The sequence below is a fragment of the Streptomyces mangrovi genome, from assembly GCF_900114215.1.
Taxonomy (GTDB): Bacteria; Actinomycetota; Actinomycetes; order Streptomycetales; family Streptomycetaceae; genus Streptomyces; species Streptomyces barkulensis.
On record NZ_FOSG01000007.1, the window covers coordinates 1 to 22,732 of the forward strand.

Sequence of the window (22,732 nt, forward strand, 5' to 3'; positions counted from 1 at the left end):
GGCCGTGCCGAAGGTCTCCACGAACAGGCCCACCGGCTCGGCCTTGCCGATCGCGTAGGCCACCTGCACCTCGCAGCGGGCGGCCAGCCCCGCGGCCACCACGTTCTTGGCGACCCACCGCATGGCGTAGGCGGCCGAGCGGTCCACCTTGGAGGGGTCCTTGCCGGAGAAGGCGCCGCCGCCGTGGCGGGCCATGCCGCCGTAGGTGTCGATGATGATCTTGCGGCCGGTCAGGCCCGCGTCCCCCATCGGGCCGCCGATCTCGAACCGGCCCGTGGGGTTGACCAGCAGCCGGTACCCGCCGGTGTCCAGCTTGACGCCGCCCCCCACCAGAGCAGCCAGCACCGGCTCGACGACGAACTCGCGGATGTCGGGGGCCAGCAGCGCGCCGACGTCGATGTCGGAGGCGTGCTGGGAGGAGACCACCACGGTGTCCAGCCGCACCGCCTTGTCCCCGTCGTACTCGACGGTCACCTGCGTCTTGCCGTCCGGGCGCAGGTAGGGCATGGCCCCGTCCTTGCGGACCTGGGCGAGCCGCGAGGACAGCCGGTGGGCGAGGGTGATGGGCAGCGGCATCAGTTCGGGCGTCTCGTCGCAGGCGTAGCCGAACATCAGGCCCTGGTCGCCGGCGCCCTGCCGGTCCAGCTCGTCCCGCCCGCCGGCCCCGGGAGCCCCCTCGACGCGGGTCTCGTAGGCGGTGTCCACCCCTTGGGCGATGTCGGGGGACTGTGCCCCGATGGAGACCGACACCCCGCACGAGGCGCCGTCGAAGCCCTTCTTGGACGAGTCGTAGCCGATCTCCAGGACGGCGTTGCGCACCAGGGTGGGGATGTCGGCGTACGCGGCGGTGGTGACCTCCCCGGCCACGTGCACCTGGCCGGTGGTGATCAGCGTCTCCACCGCCACCCTCGCCCCGGGGTCCTGGGCGAGGATGGCGTCGAGGACGGTGTCGCTGATCCGGTCGGCGATCTTGTCGGGGTGGCCCTCGGTCACGGATTCCGAGGTGAACAGTCGGGAGGCCATCTCAGCTCACCCGTGCCTTGAAGAAGGTCCGGTCGATGGCCTCGAGGGTGCGGATCGAGTCGACCTCCAGGGTGTCCATGTCGATGGACCGCCCGCTCACCTGCTCCAGCAGGAAGACGAACTCGACGAAGGACAGGGAGTCGATGAGCCGGTTCTCGATGAGGTCCAGGTCGGGGGCGATGTCGTCACGGTCCGGGTGGCGCTTGACGATCCACGCCTTCACCTGGTCGAGTCCGTCGGTCATGGGGTCTCTCCTTTGGGTTCGGTGATGATGGGCGCGGCCACAGCGACCGCGTAGTCGACGTCGTGGCTGATGCTCACCGTGACCTCCGTGATCCCGGAGGCGGCGGCCATGCGGCGGGCTCCGCCGCGCAGGTGCACCAGGGGCCAGCCGCCGTCGGAGCGCCGCACCACGATGTCCAGCCAGGGCAGGAAGCGGTCGCGCACCCGCAGGGTCTTGAAGGCCGCTTCCTTGGCCGCGATACGTCCGCAGAGGCTGAGCACGTCCAGCCCGGTGGAGTTGCGGCAGTCCGCTATTTCGCCGGGGGTGAGCATTCGCTCGAAGAATCCCTCGCCGTATTCGTCGAGGAGGCGTCGGACACGCTTGACGGACACGATGTCCATGCCGAGGTTCGCCCAGCCCGGGCCACTGGGGGCGGGGTGGGCCGGCACGTCAGAGCACCGACCTGGCCCGCGTGACCGCCTCGGTGGCGGCCTCCCAGCCTCCGTGGCGCTGGGTGAGGGCCGACAGCCACCGCTCCAGACCGAAGGCCACGCAGCTGGTGAAGACGGGGCCGCCGGTGTCGGCGAGGGTGATGGAGCAGCGGTCCCCGAAGAAGTTGCGATGGGTGTTGACCGAGGAGATGGCGAGGCCTTCGAAGAGGAACTCGTGCTTGACGGGCGTCAGGCGCTGCATGAGCGCCTTGGAACCGCCCTTGTCGTAGAAGGGGTCGCAGGCCGCTTCCTTGCGCAGGGGCAGATCGAGTGCCTCGGCGAACGCGGTGATCTTCCCGGTGAACGTCTCCAGATGCCGCTGGGCGTGTTCCCTGCTGCCCATGGCCACGATCTCACGCATCCGGAAGCCGAGCTGGCGGCGCAGGTGCTCGTACCGCTCCTCTTTGCGGAAGCACCAGCCGACCACCGTCACCAGGGTGTCGGAGGGCACCGTCTGTCCCTGGTGGTGGAGGTAGACGCCGTAGCAGGAGGCCGAGGGCAGTCCCAGCGCGGCCGGCTGGAGTGCGTCGCAGGGAAAGCAGCCGGTCTCGCAGCAGAAGGGCGCGGACTCCCGGCGTTCCAGGTCCAGCGGGGCGACGACGACCGCTTGGTGGGGGAAGTTGTCGTAGTAGTCCAGCCGGGCCAGATCCGCGGTGGGCAGCAGGGGCGGCAGGGTCATCACACGTGCTCCGGCACCGACGCCCCAGCTCTCGAAGGTCTCGTCGAGCAGACGCAGCAGGGCGGTGCCTTTCGGACCGAGGGCCGGAAGGCCGGCACGGTCGTCGATCGGACCCGGTGGTGTCCGGGTCTCTGTGGGGATGGACATGCGGGCCTCTCAGAGAGGTCGGAACGCGAACGGGACTCGGAAGGGGCCGGGGGCTCAGACGGCCGGGAGGACGTCGTCGCTGAAGATCCCGGTCTTGAGGAAGAAGGCCAGCGGCTTGCGGATCGACCTGCGCTCGATCTCGCGCCGCCGCTCGTCTCCGAGGAGCGCGTTGCGCAGGGCCAGCGGGTCGGGGATGCCGGCGTCGCGGTAGACGTGCGGGTTGTAGAGCGAGTTGACGCTGAACACGACATAGCGCTTGAGGTAGGCCTCGACCTCGGCGAGCCGCTCCGGGCCGACGGTCTCGCGCATCCGGGTGTACAGCAGGGAGACGAGTTCCCTTCCGAAGGCGATGTGCCGCGACTCGTCCTGGTGGTGGATGCGGTTGACCTGCCGGATCGTGTCGCAGAGCGTCTCGTCCTGGGCCATGCGGGTGTTGTAGTGGTCGACGAGCTCCTCGAAGAACAGGATCCGTGCGAAGACCAGGAAGTTCTCCACCTCCGGCTCCCAGTCGGAGTCGGCGCGCATCGCGGTGGAGGGGTAGATCTTGTTCCCGTAGCGGCGGCAGAACTCGGCGAAGAACCACATGTGCTCGTTCTCCTCACCGATGAAGTGGTGGAAGAAGTCCGAGGGGACCTCGAACCCGGGCATGTGGATGCGGTGCACGACCTCGATCAGCAGTTCGCGGATGCCGTGCACGTTGAGGCTGTAGAAGTTGATGCTCTCCCACTTCGAGAGCCGGCGCAGGGTCTCCTCGCCGAGTTCGTCGAACAGCGGGGTGCCGTAGGGGGTGAGGAGTTCGGGGCTCATCCACATCCGGTTCTCGTCCAGCCGGTCGGGCCAGGTGAACTCCTGATAGGGGTTGTAGTAGTCCTCGATGGACTTCGTGCTCAGTCTGTCCAGGACTTCCTGGAAGCGGTCCGTGATCGGCAGGGCCGCGGTGGGCATGGTCCCTCCAGTTGTCTTCCGGTGGGTCGTCGGTCGCGGGCGGGACGGGAAGGCGGGGCGGGCACGGGGGCTTCAGGGCCTGGCCTCGTAGACGGCGTTGACCGGCGTCTCGGTGGCGCGGCGCCACCGGGTGAACCCGCCGGCCTCCGCGATCCTGCGGAACGCCTTCTCCCCGGCGTGGTTGCCCAGGGCGTACGGGCCGCGCTGGGCGACGGCGACCGGCAGGCACATCACGGCGGACAGGCTCATGAACATGCGGGCGGCCGGGGTGTCGCCGGTGACGTCGTCGGCGGAGGCGTTGGTCTCCACGAGCATCCAGGTGCCGTCCGCCGTGAGGGTGCCGCGCACATGGGCGGCGGCCGCCTCCGGGTCGCCCATGTCGTGCAGGCAGTTGAAGAACGTCACCAGGTCGTAGTCGCGGCCGGGGTAGTCGTCGGCGGAGGCCGTCTCGAAGACCACCCGGTCGCCCAGTCCGGCGTCGTCGGCGAGCTGGCGGGCGATGGAGATCGCCTCTTCGGAGTAGTCGAAGCCGTACACGGTGGCGTTGGGGAATGCCTGGGCGATCAGTCGCGTGGTGTGGCCGATGCCGCAGCCCACGTCCGCGACGCGGCCGCCGTTCGCCAGTCTCTCCGTCACACCGTCCAGGGCCGGTAGCCACTCGGGGACGAGCCGGTGCTGGTAGGAGGGCTGGAAGAGGCTGCCCATGCCGGTGTCCAGGGCGGGGTCGTGTTCGGCCCAGCCCACGCCCTCACCGGTGCGGTAGGCGTCGACGAGCTGGTCCTCGGTGGCGTACAGGGCCTTGAGGGCGGTGAAGAAGCCGGCCGTGAAGGTGACCGCGGAGCCGTCGGCGAGGACGGGGGCGTGTGCCGCCGGCAGGGTGTACTGGTTGGAACTCGGGTGCCTCTCGACGTAGTCGGCGCTGAGCTGCGCGTGGAGCCACTCCTCCGCGTAGCGGGGGGCGATGCCGGTGTGCTTGGCGAGTTCCTCGGGGGTGAGCGGGCCGTGCTCGGCGAGCGCCCGGTACAGGCCCAGGCGCTCTCCCAGGGCCACGGTCAGTCCGCGGACGGCGGCGGCCGCGTCCGTGATCACCCTGCGGTGGAACTCGTCGGTCGCGGCGCCGGTGGGCGCGGCGCCGGTGGGCGCGGCGCCGGTGGGCGCGGCGCCGGTGGGCGTGGCGTTCATGAGGTGGCCTCCTCGGTGGTTCGCAGGTCGCAGGTGAACAGGAAGGAGCGGGGGACGCCGGGGACCTGGCGCGGCGGCACGGAGTAGGGCCAGCGCCCGAAGTCGGCGCCCTCCTCGCCCGGCTGCTTCACCTCGCGCGGCGACCATCCGCCGTCCTCCAGCAGCCGCTCGGGTTCGTCGGTGCCGAACAGCCAGGGGTTGCCGTCCTCGGCAAGGGCGGACAGGAAGGGGCGGGACAGGGGGTTGTCCAGCGCGGCCCGGCTGATCAGGTCGCCGACCAGGACGGAGCCGGCGGCGCTGGAGTCGGACAGGGTGGCCAGCAGGGTCCTCACGGACTCTTCCGCAAGGAAGAACAGCAGGCCCTCGACGACCCACAGGACCGGTTCCTCCGAGCGCCATCCGGCCTCCTTCAGCGCCCCGGTCCACTGGTCGGTGAGGTCGACCGCGACGGCGCGGCGGACGCGTCCGGCCGGATCCGGTTCGCCGGCGAGCATCCGCGCCTTGGCCTCCAGCAGGGCGGGGCGGTCGAGTTCGTAGACGGTGACGCCGTCCGGCCAGGGCAGGCGGTAGAAGCGGGTGTCCATGCCGGCGGCGAGGAACACCACCTGGCGTATGCCGCGTTCGGCGACGGTGCGGACGATCGCCTCGTCCATGTACGTGGTGCGGATGGCCAGGAACGGCACGGTGCCGGCGCCCGCGTACCGCTCGAGCAGGTCGAATCCGGTGTCCGCGGCCACGGTGCGGGCATAGGGGTCGTCGAACAGCCGGTCCTCGCGTTCGGACTCCAGGGCCCGGGCTGCGGCGGTCCACTGGGCTGTGCGGGATACGGCCTCCATGGGAGGTCTCCCTTCGTCTGGTGGTGTGGACGGTCGTGTCCGGCGTCAGCCGCGCAGGCAGGGTGCCGGGTCCATCGCCTCGGGCATCGACACGGGGTGGGCGGCGGAGCGGCGCTTGAAGATGCTGTGCAGGATCATGCTGAACACGACCGTCCCGTCCTCGGCCACCAGCCGGCACCTGGGCTGGACGATGCCGGTGGCGGGATTGCCCAGTGAGGGGCGGGAGCCGAGGATCTCGACCTGTGCGGTGAGCCGGTCGCCGGGGCGCACGGGCCGGTGGAAGCGCATCTCGTCGATGCCCGGCGACCCCACGCACTCGCTGTAGGCCAGCAGCCCGTCCACGTAGCGCCTCATGAACAGCGCCGCGGTGTGGAAGCCGCTGGCGACCAGTCCTTTGAACGGCGACTGCGCGGCACGCCGCGGGTCGGTGTGGAACGGCTGCGGGTCGAAGCGGGCCCCGAACTCCAGCACCTCCTCCTCGGTCACGGTGACCTGGCCCAACTCGTGCACGTCGCCGGCACGGAAGTCCTCGAAGTAGCGCATGCCGTCCCCTCGTCCTCGGTTCATCACTCCTTGGGCAGGACCAAACTATGGATGAGTCGTTTATTTTGTCAACCCAAAAGAACGAACCTCAGGTGGCCTTCAGCGACCGCTCGATGTCGTCCCAGAGGTCCTCCGCGTCCTCGATGCCCACGGACATCCGCACCGCGCCCGGCGCGATTCCCGCCTCCCGGAGCGCCCGGTCGTCCAGTTCCCGGTGCGAAGTGCTGGCCGGGTGGGTCACCAGCGTCTCCACGCCCCCCAGCGACAGGGCCAGCCGCGGGATCCGCAGCCCTTCGACGAAGCGGCGGCCGGCCTTCCGCCCTCCTTCCAGCTCGAAGGAGACCATCCCCCCGAAGTCGGACAGAAGCGCGCGGGCCCGCTCGTGGGAGGGGTGCCCGGGCAGGCCGGGCCACTGGACCCGCGCCACGGCGGGATGCGCCTCCAGCCGCTCCGCCAGCACCGAGGCGTTGGCGCAGTGCCGGCTCATCCGCAGCGGCAGGGTCTGTATCCCCCTCAGCGTCAGCCAGGCCGCGAACGGATCGGCTGTGGAACCGAGTTCGACCGCCCTGGTCCAGACGGTCCGGTGGAGCGCGGAGTCGGCGAAGACGGCGGCGCCGCCGATCACGTCGGAATGGCCGCCGAGGTACTTGGTCGCGGAGTGGACCACGATGTCCGCGCCGTGCTCGATGGGCCTGCACAGCACGGGGGAGGCCAGCGAGTTGTCGACCACCGTGACGACCCCCCGCTCCCCGGCCGCGGCCAGGAGGCCGGGCAGGTCGGGGATCTGGCCTGTCGGATTGGCGATGGTCTCCAGGAACAGGAGACGAGTGGCGGGACGGACACGCGCCTCGAAGTCCGCCGCGTCCTCGGTCCGGATCCGCTCGACGACGATGCCGAACCTCCGGGCGAGATCGGAGAGCACCGCGTGCGTGCCCCCGTACAGGCAGCCCTGCGCCAGCACATGGTCCCCGGGGCGCAGCAGCGCGAGCAGCGCGCCACTGATCGCGCCCATGCCCGAAGCGGTGGCGATCGCGGCCGCGCCGCCCTCGAGGTCGGCGAGCACCTGTTCCAGCACCTGGACGGTGGGGTTGCCGCGCCTGCCGTAGACGAAGTCCCCACCCGGTTCCGCCATGGCGGCGGCGAGCCTGTCCACGGAGTCGAACGCGAACGCCGAGGAGCGGACGACCGGCACGCTCAGCGGCCTTCCGCCCTCCTGCGCCCCGGCGGCCGCGGCGGCCGCGGCGTGCACCGCCCGCGTCCGCAGACGCGGTTCGCCGGTCCGCCGCCCTCTGTGCTGCTTCTGTTCCCTCATGTCACTCGTTCCTTCCGTCGCGGGATGGGAGAGCCGTGGTGAACACGCGGGAGACGGGAACGCCGGAGTCCGGTCCGGCCGGAGGCGGCCCCAAAGCGGGAAAGGCGTTCTTCGGCGCGGCGGATCGCATCCCACCGCGTGGTGCGGACGGCCTGCGCGGCCGGTCGCGCCTTCCGCGTCATGGCCGGCGCCGCGCAGCCGTCCCGGACCTCGGCGGAACACACCCGTGCCCGCATACCCCTACGGGGTATGCGGGCACGCTAGCTCACCCCGGGGGGGTATGTGAAGAACCGCTTCCCCCGGCACCGGAGGCAGAGGGCGGACGGCGGCGGGGGTCCCACTCACGTCGCGGACCGCCGGCACAGCTCCTCGTGCCCCTCCCGCCCCACGGCCTCCCCCGGGGTCGGACAGCGGGACCGGGACCGCCGTCTCCTCCCCGGGGGCCGTGCGCCGCACTCGGCACAGGACCGGTGCGGCCACCGCCGCCACGCCCGCGGCGCCTCCCGCCGGCCCGGCCCGCCCCGGAAGGCCCGCACGGTCCCCGCTCACGGTCCGCAGCCCGTCCTGTCGTCGGCCAGGTCCGCGCCACCGGCACGGTCACGGACCCGCCTCCGGCTCCGCCGGGCCGGGTCCGGTGCGTGCCGCCGCGCCCGGTGGCCAGTCGGCCAGGCCCTACTTGAGGGCGATGGCGATCCTCACGACGCGCTCGGCCTGTATGCGGGCGGCGGTGCGGGTGGTGTCGTCGACGGGGTTGTCGCCCTGGGCGTCCACGTGGGAGGTGCCGTAGGGGTTGCCGTAGCGGGTGGGGGATCCGAAGATCACCGCGTCGGCCCACTCCATGTCCTCGGGGGTGGCGTGGGGGATGTCGGCGGCGGTGGCGTTGGCGGCCCAGGCCGGGTTGGAGTCGATCGCGGCCTGCGGGGCGGCCCCGGCCGGAGGGCGGACGGCAGCCGGCGCGGACCCCGGAAGGGCTCAGCCGCTCAGGAGGAGGCGGCGGACTCGGTCTCCTCGATGCGGGCGTCGGCCAGCCCCAGGCGCAGATGCTCCACGTGATGGAGGGCCTGGTCGAGGAGTTCGGCGACATGGTCGTCATGCAGGGCGTAGACGACGCTGCGGCCCCGGCGGGTGCCGGTGACCAGGCCGAGGGTGCGCAGGACGCGCAACTGGTGGGAGCAGGCGGACTGCTCCATACCGACGGCGGCGGCCAGCTCGGTGGCCGCGCAGGGGCCTTCGCGCAGCCGGGCCAGGATCAGCAGCCGGGAGGGGGTGGCCAGGGCCTGGAGGGTCTCGGCGACCCTGGGCGCGTTCTGCGCGGTCAGCCGGGCACGCGGAACCGCACTGCCGCTCTCGGGGGGTTTCGCTCCATGACCCATGCCCTCATCCTACGGAAGCCAATACATGAAAGAATGTTCAATCGTTCCTGTATGGTGTGGAGCCCGGACTCCACGTCTCCCGAAGGCCGTAGCCCATGACCTCCACACTGACCACCCCGGCCCCGCCGGGGGAACGCACCACCGCCGCCGCGCCGCGCGGGCGCACCCGGCTCCTGGCACTGCCCGAGGCCCGCTGGGCCCTCGCCGCCCTGACCCTCTTCCTGGCCGCCCTCCCCCCGTACCTGCTGGAAGCCCCCGCCTGGCTGTGGGGCCCGCTGTTCGCCGCCGTCTACGTCACCGGCGGCTGGGAACCGGGCCGGGAGGGCCTGAAAGCCCTGCGGGACAGGACCCTGGACGTGGATCTGCTGATGGTGGTGGCCGCCCTCGGCGCCGCCGCCGTCGGCCAGGTCCTCGACGGGGCGCTGCTGATCGTCATCTTCGCCACCTCCGGCGCCCTGGAGGCGGTAGCGACCGCCCGCACCGCGGACTCGGTGCGCGGCCTGCTCGGCCTCGCCCCGGCCACCGCGACCCGGCTGCTGCCCGACGGGAGCGAGGAGACCGTCCCGGCCGCGGAGTTGGCGGTCGCCGACACCGTCCTGGTCCGCCCCGGCGAGCGGGTCGGCGCCGACGGCACGGTCCTCGCCGGTGAGAGCGAGGTGGACCAGGCCACCATCACCGGCGAACCGCTGCCGGCCGCCAAGCAGCCCGGGGACGAGGTGTTCGCCGGCACGGTGAACGGCACGGGCTCCCTCACGGTGCGGGTGGAGCGGGATCCGTCGCAGACGGTGATCGCGAAGATCGTGGCGATGGTCGAGGAGGCCTCGAAGACCAAGGCCCCCACCCAGCTGTTCATCGAGAAGGTCGAACAGCGGTACTCCGTCGGCATGGTGATCGCGACGCTGGCGGTCTTCGCCGTCCCGCTCGCCCTCGGCGACGACCTGCGGTCGGCGCTGCTGCGCGCGATGACGTTCATGATCGTGGCCTCGCCGTGCGCGGTGGTGCTCTCCACGATGCCGCCGCTGCTGTCGGCCATCGCCAACGCCGGCCGCCACGGCGTGCTCGCCAAGTCCGCCGTCGTCATGGAACGCCTCGGGCAGATCGACACCGTCGCCCTGGACAAGACCGGCACCCTCACCGAGGGCACCCCCCACCTCACCGAACTGCGCCCGCTGCCGGGCAGCGGGCTGACCGGCGACGGGCTGCTGGCCCTGGCGGCTTCGGCCGAGCACCCCAGCGAACACCCGCTGGCCCGCGCCGTCGTCGACGCCGCCCGCGAGCGCGGCCTCCCCCTGGCCACCGCCTCCGGCTTCGCCTCCGCCCCCGGCCGGGGCGTGAGCGCCACCGTCGGCGGCCGTGCCGTCCAGGTCGGCTCCCCCGGCCGGCTCCTGCCCGACGGCGACGAGCAGGCCCGCGCCGTGGCCGGGGAGTTGGAGGACGCCGGACGCACCGCCGTCGTGGTGCTCCGCGACGGGGCCCCGGTCGGCGTGCTGGGCGTCACCGACCGGCTGCGGCCGGACGCCGCCGCCACCGTCGCCGCCCTGACCGAACTGACCGGGCGGTCACCGGTACTGCTGACCGGCGACAACGAGCGCGCCGCCCGGCGCCTGGCCGCCGAGATCGGCGTCACCGACGTCCGCGCCGGGCTCCTGCCCCAGGACAAGGCCGCGGCCGTCCGGGCGTGGGAGCGGCAGGGCCGGAAAGTGCTGGTCGTCGGCGACGGCGTCAACGACGCCCCCGCGCTGGCGGCCGCGCACTGCGGTGTCGCGATGGGCGAAGCCGGTTCCGACCTCGCCCTGGAGACCGCCGACGCCGTCGTGGTCCGCGACGAACTCGCCACCGTCCCGGCAGTGGTGAGGCTGTCGCGGAGAGCCCGCCGGCTGGTGGTGCAGAACCTGGCCATCGCCGGTGTGTTCATCGCCGTCCTGGTGGCCTGGGACCTGATCGGGAACCTACCGCTGCCCCTCGGCGTCGCCGGGCACGAGGGCTCCACCGTCATCGTCGCCCTCAACGGCCTGCGCCTGCTGCGCGAGACCGCGTGGCGGAGCACCCCCGCGGGAGGCGCCCGGTGAGCAGGCGTTCCCGGTCCGCCGGCTCCACCCCGCCGCCGGGCGCGGCACGGTGCACGGTCACCGTCTGCCGCGGCTGCTGCTGCGGCAGCGCCAAGGTCCCCGGCCTCGACCACGCCGCCCAACTGCGCGGTCTGCGCCGGGCCCTGGACGGTGTCGCGGCCGTCCGCGCCACCGACTGCCTGGACGCCTGCGAGCACGCGAACGTCATCGTCGTCCAGCCCTCCCCCGCCGGACGTGCGGCGGGCGGGCGGCCGGTCTGGCTGGGCCTGGTCAACGACCTCGACGCCACCGCCGACGTCACCGCCTGGGTCGAGCGGGGCGGCCCCGGCCTCGCCGAACCTCCCGGCATCCTCGACCTCTACACCTTCACACCCTCCCGCCGGGTCCGCGGGCGCATGGAGGAGTGAGGCCACCTCCCGCTCCGTGTCCGCACATCCCCCACCCACCGCCTCTTCGGGGCGGAGGCGGCCCGCCGCCTCCGCCCCGAAGAGGTTTCTCACCAGGAGGACTTGGTGACCCCGGGCAGGAATCCGGCGTGGGCCTGCTGCCGCATCCGCACCCGGGAGAGCCCGAACTTCCGCAGGTGACCGCGCGGGCGGCCGTCCACGGCATCGCGGTTGCGCACCCTGGTGGCACTGGCGTCACGCGGCTGGCGCCGCAACTCGGCCTGCGCGGCGGCGCGTTCTTCCTCGGTGGAGGAGGTGCGGCGGATGATCTCCCTCAGCTCCGCGCGCCGGGCCGCGTACCGCTCGACGGTCGCCCGCCGCTCGTCGTTCTTGGCGATCTTGCTCTTCTTCGCCATCAGACCTTTCCTCCCCTGGCCCGGATGCGGGCCACGGCGGCCTCGATCCCGATGGCGTCGATCGTCTTGATGCCCTTCGCGCTGAGGGTGAGCCGGACATGGCGCCCCTCGCCGGGCAGCCAGTAGCGCTTGCGCTGGATGTTGGGGTCGAAGCGGCGCGGGGTGCGCCGGTGGGAGTGGGAGATGTTGTTGCCGAAGCCCGGCTCGGCGCCGGTCAGCTGGCAGTGGGCGGACAAGGGGGTTCCTTCCCGTCGGTGCGGACGGCTCCCTTTTCGATAATGGAAACCATTGTCATATACTAGCGCCATGGCACGCAGTGAACTCCGCCCGGTCATCAAGCTCCGCTCCACCGCGGGGACCGGCTACACCTACGTCACCCGTAAGAACCGCCGCAACGACCCCGACCGCATGGTCCTGCGCAAGTACGACCCCCTGGCCCGCCGCCACGTCGACTTCCGCGAGGAACGCTGACCCCGGCCCGGACACCGGCCCAGAACCCGACACCCGCCCCGGCCCCGGCCCCGGCCGCACGACCAGAGGACACCACCGTGAAACCCGGAATCCACCCCGCCTACCGCCCCGTCGTCTTCCGCGACAGGAGCGCCGGCTTCGCCTTCCTCACCCGCTCCACCATGACCAGCGACAAGGCGATCGAGTGGGAGGACGGCAACACCTACCCGATGGTCGACGTCGAGATCTCCTCGGCGAGCCACCCCTTCTACACCGGCACCCAGCGGGTCCTGGACACCGCCGGGCGCGTGGAGCGCTTCGAGCGCCGCTACGGTTCGCGCGGGGCCCGCCGATGACCGTGGAGGCCCGGCTGCCCGTCGTGATCGTCGCCGGGCTGCACGCCGACGCCCGCCGCGAGGTGGTTCAGCGGCTGCTGCGCGCCGTGCCGGGCGGTGTGGCCCTCCACCACGACCTGTCCGGCGCCGCGCACGGCGCGGTGGTGCGCACCGTGCGGGACGCCTCGGGCGAGCTGTCCCGCGGCGAGGCGCCCCTGGTGAACGACTGCGCCTGCTGCGCGCTGCGCGAGGACCTGATCCCGGAGCTGGAACGCCTGGCCGCCGACGGCGCGGCCCGGCTGGCGGTCGTCGAACTGTGGGACTCCGTCGAGCCGAAGGGCATGGCCGAGGTCGTCGCCGCCCACGGCCGCGACACACTGGAACTGACCGGCGTCGTCACCGCCGTCGACCCCGCCCTCGTCCTGCCCTGCCTGGCAGGCGGCGACGACCTGGCCGAGGCCGGCCTCGCCGCGGCCGCCACCGACCAGCGCACGGTCGCCGACACCTGGGCGCGGCAACTGGAGTACGCCCCCGTGCTCGCCCTCGTCGACAGCCCCGAGGCCGACGAGGCCGACCACGCGCTCCTCACCCAGCTCCACCCGGCCGCACGCCGGGTGCGGGCCGCCTCCGGGGAGCTGGCCGAAGCGGCCCTCGCCGGCTTCGACACGGCGATGGCCGCCACCGCCCAGCATCCGGCCTGCTCCCGGCTGCCGCAGGAGGCGGACGAGGCCGGGGTGGCCACCCTGGTCTGGCGCCGCCACCGCCCCTTCCACCCCGGAAGGCTCTACGAGGCGCTGGAGGACCTCGCCTGCGCCGCCGCCCGCAGCCGCGGCCGCTTCTGGCTGGCCGACCGGCCCGACACCCTGCTGGCCTGGGACTGTGCCGGCGGCGCGCTCTGCGTCGAGAGCGCCGGTCCCTGGCTGGCCTCCCTGCCCGACGCCGCCTGGGAGATGATGGACCCCGTCCGCCGGACGGCCGCCGCGCTGGACTGGCACCCCGAGCACGGCGACCGCTGCCAGCACCTCGTCTTCACCTCCCCCGACCTGGACCGCGAGGGCCTGGTGAGCCTGCTCGACTCCTGTCTGCTCACCGACGCCGAGTACGCCGCCGGCCGGGAGGCGTGGAGACGCCTCCCGGCCGCCTTCGGCCCCCTGCTGGACGCCGCCTGAGCCGGTCCGGCCCCCGACCCACGAGACACCCCGACCAGAACCGAGGACCTTCCGTGCCACGACGCACCGACCCCCGCGGGAACACCAAGCCCCGCCCCAACCCCCTGGACACCGCCGGGATCACCTACATCGACTACAAGGACACCGACCTGCTGCGGAAGTTCGTCTCCGACCGCGGCAAGATCCGCAGCCGCCGCGTCACCCGCGTCACCGCCCAGCAACAGCGCCAACTCGCCCGCGCGATCAGGAACGCCCGGGAGATGGCCCTGCTGCCCTACGGCAGCCGCTGACCGCCCCCTCCCGCGCGGAGGACACCCGCCCTCCACCGGCGCCGGGCCGGCACCCGCTCCCCCGGGTGCCGGCCCGGCGCCGTCTCAAAGGACAGCCCTGCCGGACAGCCCCGCCGGACAGCCGTACCGGGCAGAGGCGGCCCGGTGCCCGGGCGCCGGGAAACGGCGCGCCGCCCCGCCGGGTTCCCGGCGGGGCGGCGCGGTACGGAGCCCACGGAGCTCTCAGGGCGCGGTGGAGGCGAGGCTGCGGTTGAGCGCGCTGCCGGGGTGGGCGGTGAGCTCCTCCCAGGTGCCCTCCTCCGCGATGCGTCCGCCGTCGAGGACGGCGATGCGGTCCGCGCGGCGGATGGTGGCGCGGCGGTGCGCGATGACGATCGTGGTGCGGCCCTCCTCCCTGAGCGCGGCGGCGAGCCGGGCCTCTCCGTCGTTGTCCAGATGGGCGGTGGACTCGTCGAGCACCAGGACCCTGGGCCGGGTCAGGAGCGCACGGGCCAGGGCGATACGGGCGCGCTGGCCGCCCGACAGGGTGGCGCCCCGTTCGCCGACCGGCGTGTCCATCGGTGCGATCCGGTCCACCCCGCACAGCCGGGCCGTCTCGGCGAGCAGGCCGTCGTCCGCCTCGGGGGCGGCCAGCCGCAGGTTCTCGGCGAGGGTGCCGTGGAAGAGGGGTGTCTCCTGGCCCACCAGCGCGACGGCGCGACGGAGTTCGGCGTCGTCCACCTCGCGTATGTCCACGGGATCGCCGTCGGCGGGTATCAGCTGCACCTCTCCTGCGGACGGGTCCCAGAACCGGGCCAGCAGATGGGCGCAGGTCGACTTGCCGGCACCCGAGGCGCCGACCAGTGCGAGGGTCTGCCCGGGGGGAACGGTCAACTCGACGCCGTCCAGCACCGGCCCGCCGCCGTAGTCGAAGCTCACCCGGTGCAGCCGGACGCCCAGCGGGCCGGGGGGCAGGGGGCGGGGCGCGGCGGGCGGCGGGGCGAGGGCGGGGGCGCCCGCCGCCGCGCCGACCCGGGCGGCGGCGGCGCGCAGCGCCACGGCCTGGCTGAGCGTCCTGGCCGACTCCGCGACGGGGCCCAGGATCGACAGGGCCAGTGCCATCGCCGCCGGGGCCCACGCGCCGTGCAGCCGGCCCGAGGTCACCGACTGCGCGGCCGCGGCGACCACGCCGAGGACCGCCACCACGATGAGGAGGTCGCGGACCGCCGCGGCGGCGGCCTCCCGGGTGGCCTCGGCGCGCTGGGCCCCGCCCACCTGCCGTCCCCTGTCGGCCAGCAGGCGGCGACGTCCGGCCAGGGCGCCGAAGGCGAGCAGTTCGCGCAGCCCGTCGACGGTCTCCACGGTGTCGGCCGACAGTCGCGCGGTGGCCGCCCGGGTGCGGCCGCCGCGTGCCGCGCGTTCGCGCGCGTCGGCGAAGGGCGCGGCGGCCAGCAGTGCCGCGACCGGCAGCACGGCCGCCGGCAGCCACGGGTCCACCGTGGCGAGGACCGCAGTGCCGCCGGTGAAGACCGTTCCCGCCGCCAGGAGTTGGGCGGTGGTGTGGGCGTAGAAGAACTCCAGCGCCTCCACGTCCGCCATGGCGGTCGCGGCGAGGTCGCCGCTGCGCCGGCCCGCGATGCGGGCGGGGGCGCTGCGGGCGAGCCCGTCGAAGACCCGTATGCGCAGTGCGGCCAGGACCCGGTAGGCCAGGTCGTGGGAGAGGTCCATCTCGCGCCAGGTCGCCAGGGCGCGCACCAGGACGAGGGCGGCGAGCGCGGTGACGGTGGCGGCCGAGGGGGCGCGTCCCTCGATGACGGCCGCTCCCACGGTGTGCGCGGCCAGGGTCAGCAGTGCGACCAGCGAGCCCTGTTCGACGAGCGCGGCGGCGCAGGTGCGCGCCGCCATGACGCGGTGCCCGGCGAGGGCGGGGAGCAGGGCGCGCAGCGAACCGCGTGCGGGCGTTTCCGTGCCGCCGGTGGTGTCGGTCGCGGTGCTCATGCGGCGACTCCTCCCCGGTGGGCGCGGCCGGCCTCGACCAGCCGCGTGTAGACGCCCCCGGCCTCGGCCAGGCCGGCGTGCTCGCCGACGGCGTCCACCCGCCCCCGGTCGAGGACGACGATGCGGTCGGCGTGCCGGACGGCCGAGAGCCGGTGGGCGACCACCAGGACGGTCCGGCCGCTCGCGGCGTTCACCAGTTCGCGGACGATCTGCGCCTCCCGGCGTTCGTCGACCGAGCTGGTGGCCTCGTCGAGGACGAGTACCGGTGCGTCGGCCAGCAGGGCCCGGGCCAGCGCCAGCCGCTGGCGCTGGCCGCCGGACAGGGTGGCGCCGCGCTCGCCGAGGACGGTGGCGTAGCCGTCGGGGAGGGCGGCGATCTCGTCGTGGACGCCGGCGGCGCGCGCCGCGTCGGCCAGTTCGCCGTCCGTGGCGTCCGGCCGGGCCAGGCGCAGGTTGGCGGCGATGGTGTCGTGGAAGAGGTAGGTCTCCTGGGAGACCACGGCGATGCCCTGCCGCAGCGAGTCCAACGCGTATGCGGTCGTGGGGAGCCCGTCGAGGGCGATCCGGCCCGCCTGCGGGTCGTGGTGGCGCAGGAGCAGGGCCAGGAGGGTGGACTTGCCGGCGCCGGAGGGGCCGACGATCGCGGTGGTCCGTCCGGCCGGCGCGGTGAAGGAGACACCGCGCAGGACGGGGTCCTTCGCACCGCCGTAGGTGAATTCGACGTTCTCGAAGCGCAGTTCGGGCGGCCCCGGCCAGTGCGCGGGCACCGTCCCGGCGTCGCGGACGGCCGGCTCGGCGGTGCGCAGCGCCGCGATTCCGTCCGCGGCCGAGGCCCCCAGGTATCCGGCGTGCCACTCGCGGGCCAGGTCCCGCACCGGCCGGAAGCACTCGGAGGCCAGCAGCAGCGCCAGATAGGTGCCGGTCGCCGCGGTGGATCCGGTGACGGCCGACCAGCACGCCAGGAGCGCGGCGGCCGCGGTGCCGCCCTGGACGGCGAGGTCGGTGATGCCGGTGTCGGCCAGGGAGACCCGCAGCTTGGCGACCGTCGCCCGGTGCAGCGCCGCCGAGCGCTCCTCCAGGCGCTCGCGGGTGCGGCCGACCGCGCCGGCGGCGCGCAGGGCGGGCATGCCCTGGAGGGCCTCCAGGTAGTCGGCGCCCAGCCCTTCGTAGGTGTCCCAGTGCTCCCTGCCGCGCCGGGCCAGCAGCCGGTCCCAGGCGCGCGGCCCGCACAGGGCGAGCAGCAGGGCGGGGACGAGGCCGAGGAGCGCCACCGGTTCCACGGCGGCCAGGACGGCGAGCACCAGGGGAGGCACGGTCAGGGTCACCAGAAGCTGGGGCAGGTAGCGGGAGACATAGGCGTCGACGCCCTCCACCCCGTCGACGAGGGTGGTGCGCACCGCCCCGGCGCGCGCCGGGGCTCCCCCGGACCGGGGGGCGGACGAGGCCAGGTGCGCGGGTCCCAGTCGGCCGAGGCGGCACAGGAGTTCGTCCCGCAGGGCCACCCGCACCCGGGCCCCGGCGCGGGTGGCGGTGCGCCGCTGCCGGACGGCGAGCCCGGCACGGGCGGCGACGGCGGCGAGTACGGCGGCCGGCAGCCACGGGAGCCTGCCGGTCTGCCCGCGGGCCAGGTCGGCGAGCGCGACGGCCAGCAGCGCGGCCTGTGCCAGGTGGGTGAGGGTGACGGCGCCCTGCAGGAGGGTGGCCGCCAGCAGGGGGCGCCGTGCGCGCAGCGCGGCACGGCGCAGTTCGGGGTGGACGATCACGTGGTGTTCTCCTCGTCGGCGTGGCGGGTGCCGAGGGCCAGTGCGTGGACGATCCAGTCCCGGCCCGGCGCGCCGCCGAGGGCGGCGCCGAGGTCCGCCTGTTGCCAGGAGCCGACGGGCCGGGCGGCCAGTCCGTGGCGCAGGGCGGCCAGTTGGGCCAGGTGGACGGCGAATCCGGCCCGCAGATGGGTGCGGCGGATGTGCGGCGCGTCGGCGTCCGCGGGGCAGCCGTGGGCGAGCAGGACGGCGCCGGCGCCGGCGATCCAGGCCTGGCCCGCGGCCCAGGCCGCCAGTGTCGGGCGGGCCTCTCCGGCGGCGTACCGGCGCACCTCCGTGCCGTCGGCGGCCGGCTCGACCAGGCCGGGGTCCGGTGGTCCGACGGCGGCGCACCAGCGCAGTTCGCCGCCTCCCGCCCGGGCGGCGGCGGCCAGGACGGCCCGCAGCGCGCCCGGGGGCGGGGCGCCCGTCAGCGGTGGCGGGTCGCTGCGGCGGGCCCGCAGTTCGGCGGGGGTGGGTGTGTCCCGCGGCGGTGGTGTGCCGCCGGGCGGAGGGATGCGCACGGTGGCCAGTGGGTTCTCGGCGAGTCCGTCCAGGCGGACCTCGGGCTCGCCACAGCCCAGCGCGCGGGCGGCGAGGAGGAGCGCCGCGGCGGCGTGCCCGGTGTCCAGCAGCAGCAGCGGCCAGGCCCGGTGGCCGTAGTGGGAGACCGTGCGCCGGGCGGTGACGGACAGGCGGGTGGTCATGCCCGCCGGTGTGCCGCCGGGTGGCCGGCCGAGGCGGTGCACGCGGTGGCGCAGCGGGTCGTAGCCGTAGCGGCCGGGCGGCAGGGAGCAGTCGGTTCCCACGGCCAGTTCGGCGTCCACCGGGTGCAGCGCGCCGGCGGAGGGTGCGGGCCGCAGGCGCCCGGAGCCGTCCGGGGCGGCCAGGGACAGGCGCAGTACGGCGTCCAGATCGATCTCTCCCACGGCCGCGCCCGGGATGGGCAGCGGTGGCCCGGGCCAGGCCCGGGCGGCGGGGCCGGCGGGCGTGTCCGGGCCGGGGGGCTCGGGGGACCGGGCGAGGGCGAGGGCGGCGACGAGATCCGCCGGGTGGTCGCCGGAGGTGTGTTCCGCACAGGTGTGTTCCATGGCGCGGCCCTCACATGTGGGGCGGGGGTGCCAGGGTGAAGTCCTCCGGCCCGGTGGGGGCGGTCGTACGCCAGCCCCGCCCGACGGCGGCGTCGGCCAGGCGCGGGCAGCCGAAGTACCCGAAGGCGGCCGGGGCGTTCGGCAGGAGCCCGGAGACCAGGACGCGGGCGACGCGCAGCGGGGTCTCGGCCACGTCCTCGGTGGTGAGGTCGAACGCCATGACGCGGTGACCGCGTTCGCGCAGCGCGCGCTCCAGCCCCTCCCGGCTGCCGGGCTCGACCGCGCCGATGGGCACCGTCCCGAGCGCGGGCTCGGTGAAGCGCCGGGCCTGGGGAGCCATCCGCTCGTCCAGCCACACCTGTACGTGCGCTCCCAGGTCCCGCACGTGCTCGAACTCCTCGCCGCAGGCGTCGAGGTAGCGGCGGTCGGCGCGGTGGTCCAGGTAGAGCCCGCGGGCGAGCAGGCCGGCCTCGACGGCCTGGAACACCCAGCCGTCGGGGTCGGTCAGGCCCTGGGTGAAGACCCAGGTGTGGACGGCCTCCAGCACGGCCTTGCGGGCGGCCTCGGCCGGGTCGTACTTGCAGGCGAATCCGGCGGCGTACAGGCCCAGGCGGGGGTCGTGGACGAGCGCGGCCATGCAGGGGGCGAACTCCGAGGGCATCTCGACGAGATGGAGGTCGAGCGCGGCCCCGGCGAGGTCGTCGGTGAGGCCGGGCACGCCGGCCGGGTCGATGCCGCGCGCCGGTCCGTCCAGGTGCCACCACAGCTCCAGGGCGTCGCGTTCGACGATCTCCAGCAGGCCGCGTTCGACCGCGTCGTCGAAGCCCTGGCCGGTGGCGATGCCGGCGTAGTTGAGGTGGTGGGTGCGGGGCAGGGAGCGCAACTCTCCCTGGCGCCAGTTGAGGTGGGTGAGCGCGACCGGTGCCCAGACCTCGGCGGTCGTTCCGTCGGGCAGGTGCTCGGTGCCGCGTGTCCACAGGGCCGGGGTGTCGTCGGTGAGGGGGCGGTAGGGGAACCTCTCCCGGGCGTACTGCCACGGCGCGTAGGCCGGCAGCTCCCCCGGTCCGTACAGCCGCAGCCCCTTGTCGGCCAGTTCGGCGGCCGTGGCGTGCAGCGGGGCGTCCGGGTGGCCGGGCGGCGGTACGCGGTTGCCGCAGTAACGTTCCACCCCCTCGGCGACCGCGGCGAGGTGAGCCTGTTCGGGGTCGCCGAAGGTAGTGCCCAGGGAGACCCGGTCGGCGGGCCACAGGCCGAGTCTGCGCGCGTCGGATATCTCGGCCGTGAACGCGGTGTAGCGGGGCGGCGCGCCCGCGGGGTGCTCGACGGGCTTGACCTTGCGGACGACGCCGCAGACGGGGTCGACCAGGGCCTGGAGCGGCAGCGCGGTCATCGCAGGATCTCCTCGGCGGGTTCGGTGGGGGCGGGGCGGGACGGAAGTACGTGCAGCAGCAGGGCCACGCTGCCGGGGTCGACCTCCCGCCGGGAGGCGAGCAGCCGCTCGGCGGTCATCGGGTCCTCCCCGGTGTGCGGGTTGCGGGCGTGGGCCGGGAAGTGGTGTCCGGAGATCTCCAGGCGCAGCCGGGTGCCCGCCCGCAGTCGGCGCGCGATCCGGCCCAGGCCGATGGTGAACTCCGCTTCCCGGCCGGGTGGTTCCTCGCGCCGGACGATGCCGGTGGCCAGTCGCTCGGCCCTGCCGTCCGGGGTGAGGGCGACGAGCCGGGCGGCCCAGTCGGCGGACGGGGTGCCGGCCGCGGCCCGCAGCCGTATCCGCGCGGGGCCGACCGCGTCGAGCGGGCGGGGCAGCGGTGGGGTGACCAGCAGACACCGGTCGGGCGTTCCGGTGGTGGGGACGGTGAGAGCGTCGGAGCGGACGGGGCGTTCGGGATCGGCGGTGAAGGCGCGGCCGTGCAGGAGCCGCGGCCGCTGGGTGCGCGGCTCGCCCTCGGTGCCGGCGGGCAGCCACCGGTCGGCGCCGCCCAGCGCCAGCGCGCCGCGGTGTCCGGGGGCGAGTTCACCGGCGAGGGCTCGGTGGGCCCAGCCGGCGTACAGCTCACCGAGGTTCACCCGGTGGGCTGGTCCGGCGCCGGGACCGGGCGCGGTGGTCAGGCCGTGTCCCCAGGGGCCCGCCAGCAGCCGCGCCGAGGGGCCTCCCCAGGCGCGCCACAGGGCTTCGGTGTCCTCGGCGAAGGGGTCGTGGAGGCCGCCCACCGCGAGCAGGGGGACCGTCGCGTGTGCCGCCCGCGACACCGGGCGGCCCCGGTCGCGGCGGTGCCACAGGCCCGCCCAGGAGGGCAGGTCCCGGCCCAGCCGCTCGGGCAGGCCGGTCAGCGGCAGGTGGTCGAGCAGGCCGGGGTCGGCGGCGAGGGCCTTCTCCAGGGCGTTCTCGTCGGAGTCGCTCCGGTCGCCGTGGGCGGCCCACCATCCGGCACGGGCCAGCAACCGCTCCACACCGGAGGGTTCGCGCGCGGTCTCGGCGGCGCCGAGGGCGGGTACGGCGGCGAGGACGGCGTCGGGGCGGGCGTCCCCGGGCGCGTCGAGGGCGAGGACGAGGGCGCAGTGGGCGGCGTAGGAGGCGCCGGCGGCCACCAGCCGGCCGTCGCTCCACGGCTGCCGCCGGATCCAGCGGGCGGCCTCCGCCCCGTCGGCGGTCTCGTGCTCGTACGGCTGCCAGCGCCCCGGCGAGGCGAACCGGCCGCGTACGTCCTGGACGACGGCGGCGAACCCGTGGCGGGCCCAGCCGCTCGCCTCGGCCCGGTGCCGCAGGCGGTCGTACGGGGTGCGCAGGAGGACCGCGGGGAAGGGGCCGCGGCCCGCGGGGAGGCGGAGGTCGGTGGCCAGTCCCCCGACGGTGGCGCCGGACGGCGTCATCCGTTCTTCCCCGGTGCCGGGGTGACCTCGGGCATCGGGGCGACCGCGGGCACGGGGAGGACGGGGTGCTCGGTGACCGTCAGGGTACGCAGGTCCACGCGTCTGAGCCGGCGCCGTGCCGGGAGGGCGGTCTCCTCGGGGGTGCCGGTGGCCCACCGCAGCAGGTCGTCGGCGAGCAGTGCCGCGAGCAGGCCCGCGGCGGAAGGGGTGAGTCCGGCCGGCGCGCCGGTGGCACGGGGTCCGCTCCAGTAGGCGGCCAGTTCCCGGTGGGCGGGGGTGGCGGCGAGCCGGCGGGCCCTGACATGGGCCGAGGTGACGTCCTCGGGAGCGGCGGCGAGCGGCTCGACGTACGCCTGCCGGCCCTCGCGGTGGCAGCGCAGCCAGGCGACGCCGTGTGCGGGCAACCGGTCCGCGGCGTCCCACAGTCCGTCGGGCACGGGTCCGTCCAGGCACCACACGACGGCGGCGGGGTCGTCGTGGAGCAGATCGTCCGGGCCGTCCGGGCCGTCCGGGCCGTCCGGCGACGCGCCGGGGACGGCCGCCGGAGCGGTGCGCGGCCGGGCGCCCAGTGCGGTCAGCTGGGCGGCGAGCGGTTCGGTCAGCACCGGGTCGCCCAGCAGGCGGACGTTCTGGCGGGCGGCGGGCCACTCCGGGCTCGGCGAACCGTCCGTCAGATAGCCGGCCTCCTCGAACGCCTTGACGACCCGGCTCTGTTCCCCGTCCGCCGGCGCTCCCGCGGCGCCGGAGAGAAGGGTGAACAGGGCGTCCTCGTCCGCGCCCCGTGTCCTGACGCCGAGGAACTCCCCCTCGGGGGTGCGGACGGCGAGGCCCCGCCCGGGTACGGCGACGACCTCGACACCGGGTGCGAGCTGACTGCGGGACACGGCGGTCCTCCTGGAAGCGGGTTGACGGGGAGCCGGCGGTAGGGCGGCGGGACGGGCGTGGGTCCGCCCGGATGGCGCCGGGCGGACCCACGATCGGGGGCTGGGCCCCCGCTTGCTTCTCGCTTACTCCTCGGTGTCCTCGAAGGGGTTCTCGACGAGGGCGTTGGAGTGGGAGGCCGAGTCGTGGGCCAGCTGGCCCGGGTCGGCGATCGGCGCGAAGACCTGCTCGTTGTCCATGAACTCT

The 22,732-nt window shown here is 74.6% G+C and carries 25 protein-coding genes and 1 pseudogene; 6 read left to right on the forward strand and 20 right to left on the reverse strand.

Features of this window, described 5'->3' with window-relative positions; all coding sequences use genetic code 11:
* From metK to BM237_RS11665, 11 genes and pseudogenes are all read right to left on the reverse strand, one after another.
* A partial coding sequence (metK, locus tag BM237_RS11615) for a methionine adenosyltransferase (RefSeq protein ID WP_093849523.1) occupies positions 1–1,023 on the reverse strand: 1,023 nt, incomplete at its 3' end.
* A 1-nt stretch (position 1,024) separates the two neighbouring features.
* Positions 1,025–1,267, reverse strand: coding sequence for an acyl carrier protein (locus tag BM237_RS11620; protein WP_093655866.1), 243 nt, complete (start codon positions 1,265–1,267; stop codon positions 1,025–1,027).
* Positions 1,264–1,647: a holo-ACP synthase gene (locus tag BM237_RS11625; RefSeq protein WP_139238093.1), complete on the reverse strand. Its 384-nt coding sequence runs from the start codon at positions 1,645–1,647 to the stop codon at positions 1,264–1,266. Before BM237_RS11625 ends, BM237_RS11620 begins: the two co-directional genes overlap by 4 nt.
* 49 nt (positions 1,648–1,696) lie before the next feature.
* Complete coding sequence (locus BM237_RS11630; protein WP_093849525.1) at positions 1,697–2,563, reverse strand: class-II aminoacyl-tRNA synthetase family protein; 867 nt, start codon at positions 2,561–2,563, stop codon at positions 1,697–1,699.
* Between the two features lie 54 nt (positions 2,564–2,617).
* Entirely contained in the window at positions 2,618–3,508 is an 891-nt protein-coding gene (locus BM237_RS11635; protein ID WP_093849526.1) for a diiron oxygenase, read from the reverse strand.
* 72 nt (positions 3,509–3,580) lie between these two features.
* On the reverse strand, positions 3,581–4,690 hold the full coding sequence (locus BM237_RS11640; RefSeq protein WP_093849527.1) for a class I SAM-dependent methyltransferase: 1,110 nt from the start codon (positions 4,688–4,690) through the stop codon (positions 3,581–3,583).
* Positions 4,687–5,526: a class I SAM-dependent methyltransferase gene (locus tag BM237_RS11645; RefSeq protein WP_093849528.1), complete on the reverse strand. Its 840-nt coding sequence runs from the start codon at positions 5,524–5,526 to the stop codon at positions 4,687–4,689. Before BM237_RS11645 ends, BM237_RS11640 begins: the two co-directional genes overlap by 4 nt.
* Before the next feature lie 45 nt (positions 5,527–5,571).
* Positions 5,572–6,093, reverse strand: coding sequence for a MaoC family dehydratase (locus tag BM237_RS11650; protein WP_245793564.1), 522 nt, complete (start codon positions 6,091–6,093; stop codon positions 5,572–5,574).
* Positions 6,094–6,157: 64 nt separating this feature from the next.
* Complete coding sequence (locus BM237_RS11655; protein ID WP_093849530.1) at positions 6,158–7,381, reverse strand: trans-sulfuration enzyme family protein; 1,224 nt, start codon at positions 7,379–7,381, stop codon at positions 6,158–6,160.
* A 672-nt stretch (positions 7,382–8,053) separates the two neighbouring features.
* Positions 8,054–8,338 (reverse strand): annotated as a pseudogene (locus BM237_RS11660) (NAD(P)H dehydrogenase); the annotation flags it as partial.
* Between the two features lie 23 nt (positions 8,339–8,361).
* A complete protein-coding gene (locus BM237_RS11665; RefSeq protein WP_093849531.1) occupies positions 8,362–8,754 on the reverse strand; it encodes an ArsR/SmtB family transcription factor in 393 nt (130 codons plus the stop codon).
* Between the two features lie 95 nt (positions 8,755–8,849).
* On the opposite strand from BM237_RS11665, the gene BM237_RS11670 reads away from it, so the two are divergent.
* Positions 8,850–10,823, forward strand: coding sequence for a heavy metal translocating P-type ATPase (locus BM237_RS11670; RefSeq protein ID WP_093849532.1), 1,974 nt, complete (start codon positions 8,850–8,852; stop codon positions 10,821–10,823).
* A complete protein-coding gene (locus BM237_RS11675) occupies positions 10,820–11,230 on the forward strand; it encodes a (2Fe-2S) ferredoxin domain-containing protein (protein ID WP_093849724.1) in 411 nt (136 codons plus the stop codon). Before BM237_RS11670 ends, BM237_RS11675 begins: the two co-directional genes overlap by 4 nt.
* Before the next feature lie 89 nt (positions 11,231–11,319).
* Here BM237_RS11675 and rpsN read toward each other — a convergent pair whose 3' ends face one another.
* Together rpsN and rpmB are read right to left on the reverse strand one after the other, a co-directional pair.
* Positions 11,320–11,625: a 30S ribosomal protein S14 gene (gene rpsN / locus BM237_RS11680; RefSeq protein ID WP_093849533.1), complete on the reverse strand. Its 306-nt coding sequence runs from the start codon at positions 11,623–11,625 to the stop codon at positions 11,320–11,322.
* Positions 11,625–11,861 carry a 50S ribosomal protein L28 gene (gene rpmB / locus BM237_RS11685; protein ID WP_093849534.1) on the reverse strand — a complete coding sequence of 79 codons (237 nt, stop codon included), beginning with the start codon at positions 11,859–11,861 and terminating at the stop codon, positions 11,625–11,627. The genes rpsN and rpmB overlap by 1 nt, the downstream gene beginning before the upstream one ends.
* Positions 11,862–11,931: 70 nt before the next feature.
* On the opposite strand from rpmB, the gene rpmG reads away from it, so the two are divergent.
* From rpmG to rpsR, 4 genes are all read left to right on the forward strand, one after another.
* Positions 11,932–12,096 carry a 50S ribosomal protein L33 gene (gene rpmG, locus BM237_RS11690; RefSeq protein ID WP_093655888.1) on the forward strand — a complete coding sequence of 55 codons (165 nt, stop codon included), beginning with the start codon at positions 11,932–11,934 and terminating at the stop codon, positions 12,094–12,096.
* Positions 12,097–12,173: 77 nt separating this feature from the next.
* On the forward strand, positions 12,174–12,431 hold the full coding sequence (locus tag BM237_RS11695; protein ID WP_093849535.1) for a type B 50S ribosomal protein L31: 258 nt from the start codon (positions 12,174–12,176) through the stop codon (positions 12,429–12,431).
* Entirely contained in the window at positions 12,428–13,579 is a 1,152-nt protein-coding gene (locus tag BM237_RS11700; protein ID WP_093849536.1) for a CobW family GTP-binding protein, read from the forward strand. Before BM237_RS11695 ends, BM237_RS11700 begins: the two co-directional genes overlap by 4 nt.
* A 53-nt stretch (positions 13,580–13,632) precedes the next feature.
* On the forward strand, positions 13,633–13,869 hold the full coding sequence (gene rpsR / locus BM237_RS11705; RefSeq protein WP_093849537.1) for a 30S ribosomal protein S18: 237 nt from the start codon (positions 13,633–13,635) through the stop codon (positions 13,867–13,869).
* A gap of 222 nt (positions 13,870–14,091) precedes the next feature.
* On the opposite strand, the gene BM237_RS11710 is transcribed toward rpsR, so the two are convergent.
* From BM237_RS11710 to amiA, 7 genes are all read right to left on the reverse strand, one after another.
* A complete protein-coding gene (locus tag BM237_RS11710) occupies positions 14,092–15,846 on the reverse strand; it encodes an ABC transporter ATP-binding protein (RefSeq protein WP_093849538.1) in 1,755 nt (584 codons plus the stop codon).
* Complete coding sequence (locus BM237_RS11715) at positions 15,843–17,609, reverse strand: ABC transporter ATP-binding protein/permease (RefSeq protein ID WP_093849539.1); 1,767 nt, start codon at positions 17,607–17,609, stop codon at positions 15,843–15,845. Before BM237_RS11715 ends, BM237_RS11710 begins: the two co-directional genes overlap by 4 nt.
* Positions 17,606–18,736: a nitroreductase family protein gene (locus BM237_RS11720; protein ID WP_093849540.1), complete on the reverse strand. Its 1,131-nt coding sequence runs from the start codon at positions 18,734–18,736 to the stop codon at positions 17,606–17,608. Before BM237_RS11720 ends, BM237_RS11715 begins: the two co-directional genes overlap by 4 nt.
* Before the next feature lie 10 nt (positions 18,737–18,746).
* Positions 18,747–20,126 carry a YcaO-like family protein gene (locus tag BM237_RS11725; RefSeq protein WP_093849541.1) on the reverse strand — a complete coding sequence of 460 codons (1,380 nt, stop codon included), beginning with the start codon at positions 20,124–20,126 and terminating at the stop codon, positions 18,747–18,749.
* Entirely contained in the window at positions 20,123–21,604 is a 1,482-nt protein-coding gene (locus BM237_RS11730) for a CocE/NonD family hydrolase (RefSeq protein WP_093849542.1), read from the reverse strand. The genes BM237_RS11725 and BM237_RS11730 overlap by 4 nt, the downstream gene beginning before the upstream one ends.
* A complete protein-coding gene (locus BM237_RS11735; RefSeq protein WP_093849543.1) occupies positions 21,601–22,488 on the reverse strand; it encodes a hypothetical protein in 888 nt (295 codons plus the stop codon). Before BM237_RS11735 ends, BM237_RS11730 begins: the two co-directional genes overlap by 4 nt.
* Before the next feature lie 123 nt (positions 22,489–22,611).
* Positions 22,612–22,725, reverse strand: a complete 114-nt coding sequence (amiA, locus tag BM237_RS29870) for a streptamidine family RiPP (protein WP_241270818.1) — start codon at positions 22,723–22,725, stop codon at positions 22,612–22,614.
* Between the last annotated feature and the right edge of the window lie 7 nt (positions 22,726–22,732).

Excerpts from the sequence above, each read along its gene's own strand:
- rpmG (WP_093655888.1), top strand. The coding sequence starts at position 11,932 with ATGGCACGCAGTGAACTCCGCCCGGTCATCAAGCTCCGCTCCACCGCG.
- amiA (WP_241270818.1), bottom strand. The coding sequence starts at position 22,725 with ATGGACAACGAGCAGGTCTTCGCGCCGATCGCCGACCCGGGCCAGCTG.
- BM237_RS11665 (WP_093849531.1), bottom strand. The coding sequence starts at position 8,754 with ATGGGTCATGGAGCGAAACCCCCCGAGAGCGGCAGTGCGGTTCCGCGT.
- BM237_RS11700 (WP_093849536.1), top strand. The coding sequence starts at position 12,428 with ATGACCGTGGAGGCCCGGCTGCCCGTCGTGATCGTCGCCGGGCTGCAC.
- BM237_RS11670 (WP_093849532.1), top strand. The coding sequence starts at position 8,850 with ATGACCTCCACACTGACCACCCCGGCCCCGCCGGGGGAACGCACCACC.
- BM237_RS11730 (WP_093849542.1), bottom strand. The coding sequence starts at position 21,604 with ATGACGCCGTCCGGCGCCACCGTCGGGGGACTGGCCACCGACCTCCGC.
- BM237_RS11625 (WP_139238093.1), bottom strand. The coding sequence starts at position 1,647 with ATGGACATCGTGTCCGTCAAGCGTGTCCGACGCCTCCTCGACGAATAC.
- BM237_RS11640 (WP_093849527.1), bottom strand. The coding sequence starts at position 4,690 with ATGAACGCCACGCCCACCGGCGCCGCGCCCACCGGCGCCGCGCCCACC.
- rpsN (WP_093849533.1), bottom strand. The coding sequence starts at position 11,625 with ATGGCGAAGAAGAGCAAGATCGCCAAGAACGACGAGCGGCGGGCGACC.
- BM237_RS11725 (WP_093849541.1), bottom strand. The coding sequence starts at position 20,126 with ATGACCGCGCTGCCGCTCCAGGCCCTGGTCGACCCCGTCTGCGGCGTC.
- BM237_RS11630 (WP_093849525.1), bottom strand. The coding sequence starts at position 2,563 with ATGTCCATCCCCACAGAGACCCGGACACCACCGGGTCCGATCGACGAC.
- BM237_RS11710 (WP_093849538.1), bottom strand. The coding sequence starts at position 15,846 with ATGAGCACCGCGACCGACACCACCGGCGGCACGGAAACGCCCGCACGC.
- BM237_RS11645 (WP_093849528.1), bottom strand. The coding sequence starts at position 5,526 with ATGGAGGCCGTATCCCGCACAGCCCAGTGGACCGCCGCAGCCCGGGCC.
- BM237_RS11635 (WP_093849526.1), bottom strand. The coding sequence starts at position 3,508 with ATGCCCACCGCGGCCCTGCCGATCACGGACCGCTTCCAGGAAGTCCTG.
- BM237_RS11720 (WP_093849540.1), bottom strand. The coding sequence starts at position 18,736 with ATGGAACACACCTGTGCGGAACACACCTCCGGCGACCACCCGGCGGAT.
- BM237_RS11650 (WP_245793564.1), bottom strand. The coding sequence starts at position 6,093 with ATGAACCGAGGACGAGGGGACGGCATGCGCTACTTCGAGGACTTCCGT.
- BM237_RS11655 (WP_093849530.1), bottom strand. The coding sequence starts at position 7,381 with ATGAGGGAACAGAAGCAGCACAGAGGGCGGCGGACCGGCGAACCGCGT.
- BM237_RS11620 (WP_093655866.1), bottom strand. The coding sequence starts at position 1,267 with ATGACCGACGGACTCGACCAGGTGAAGGCGTGGATCGTCAAGCGCCAC.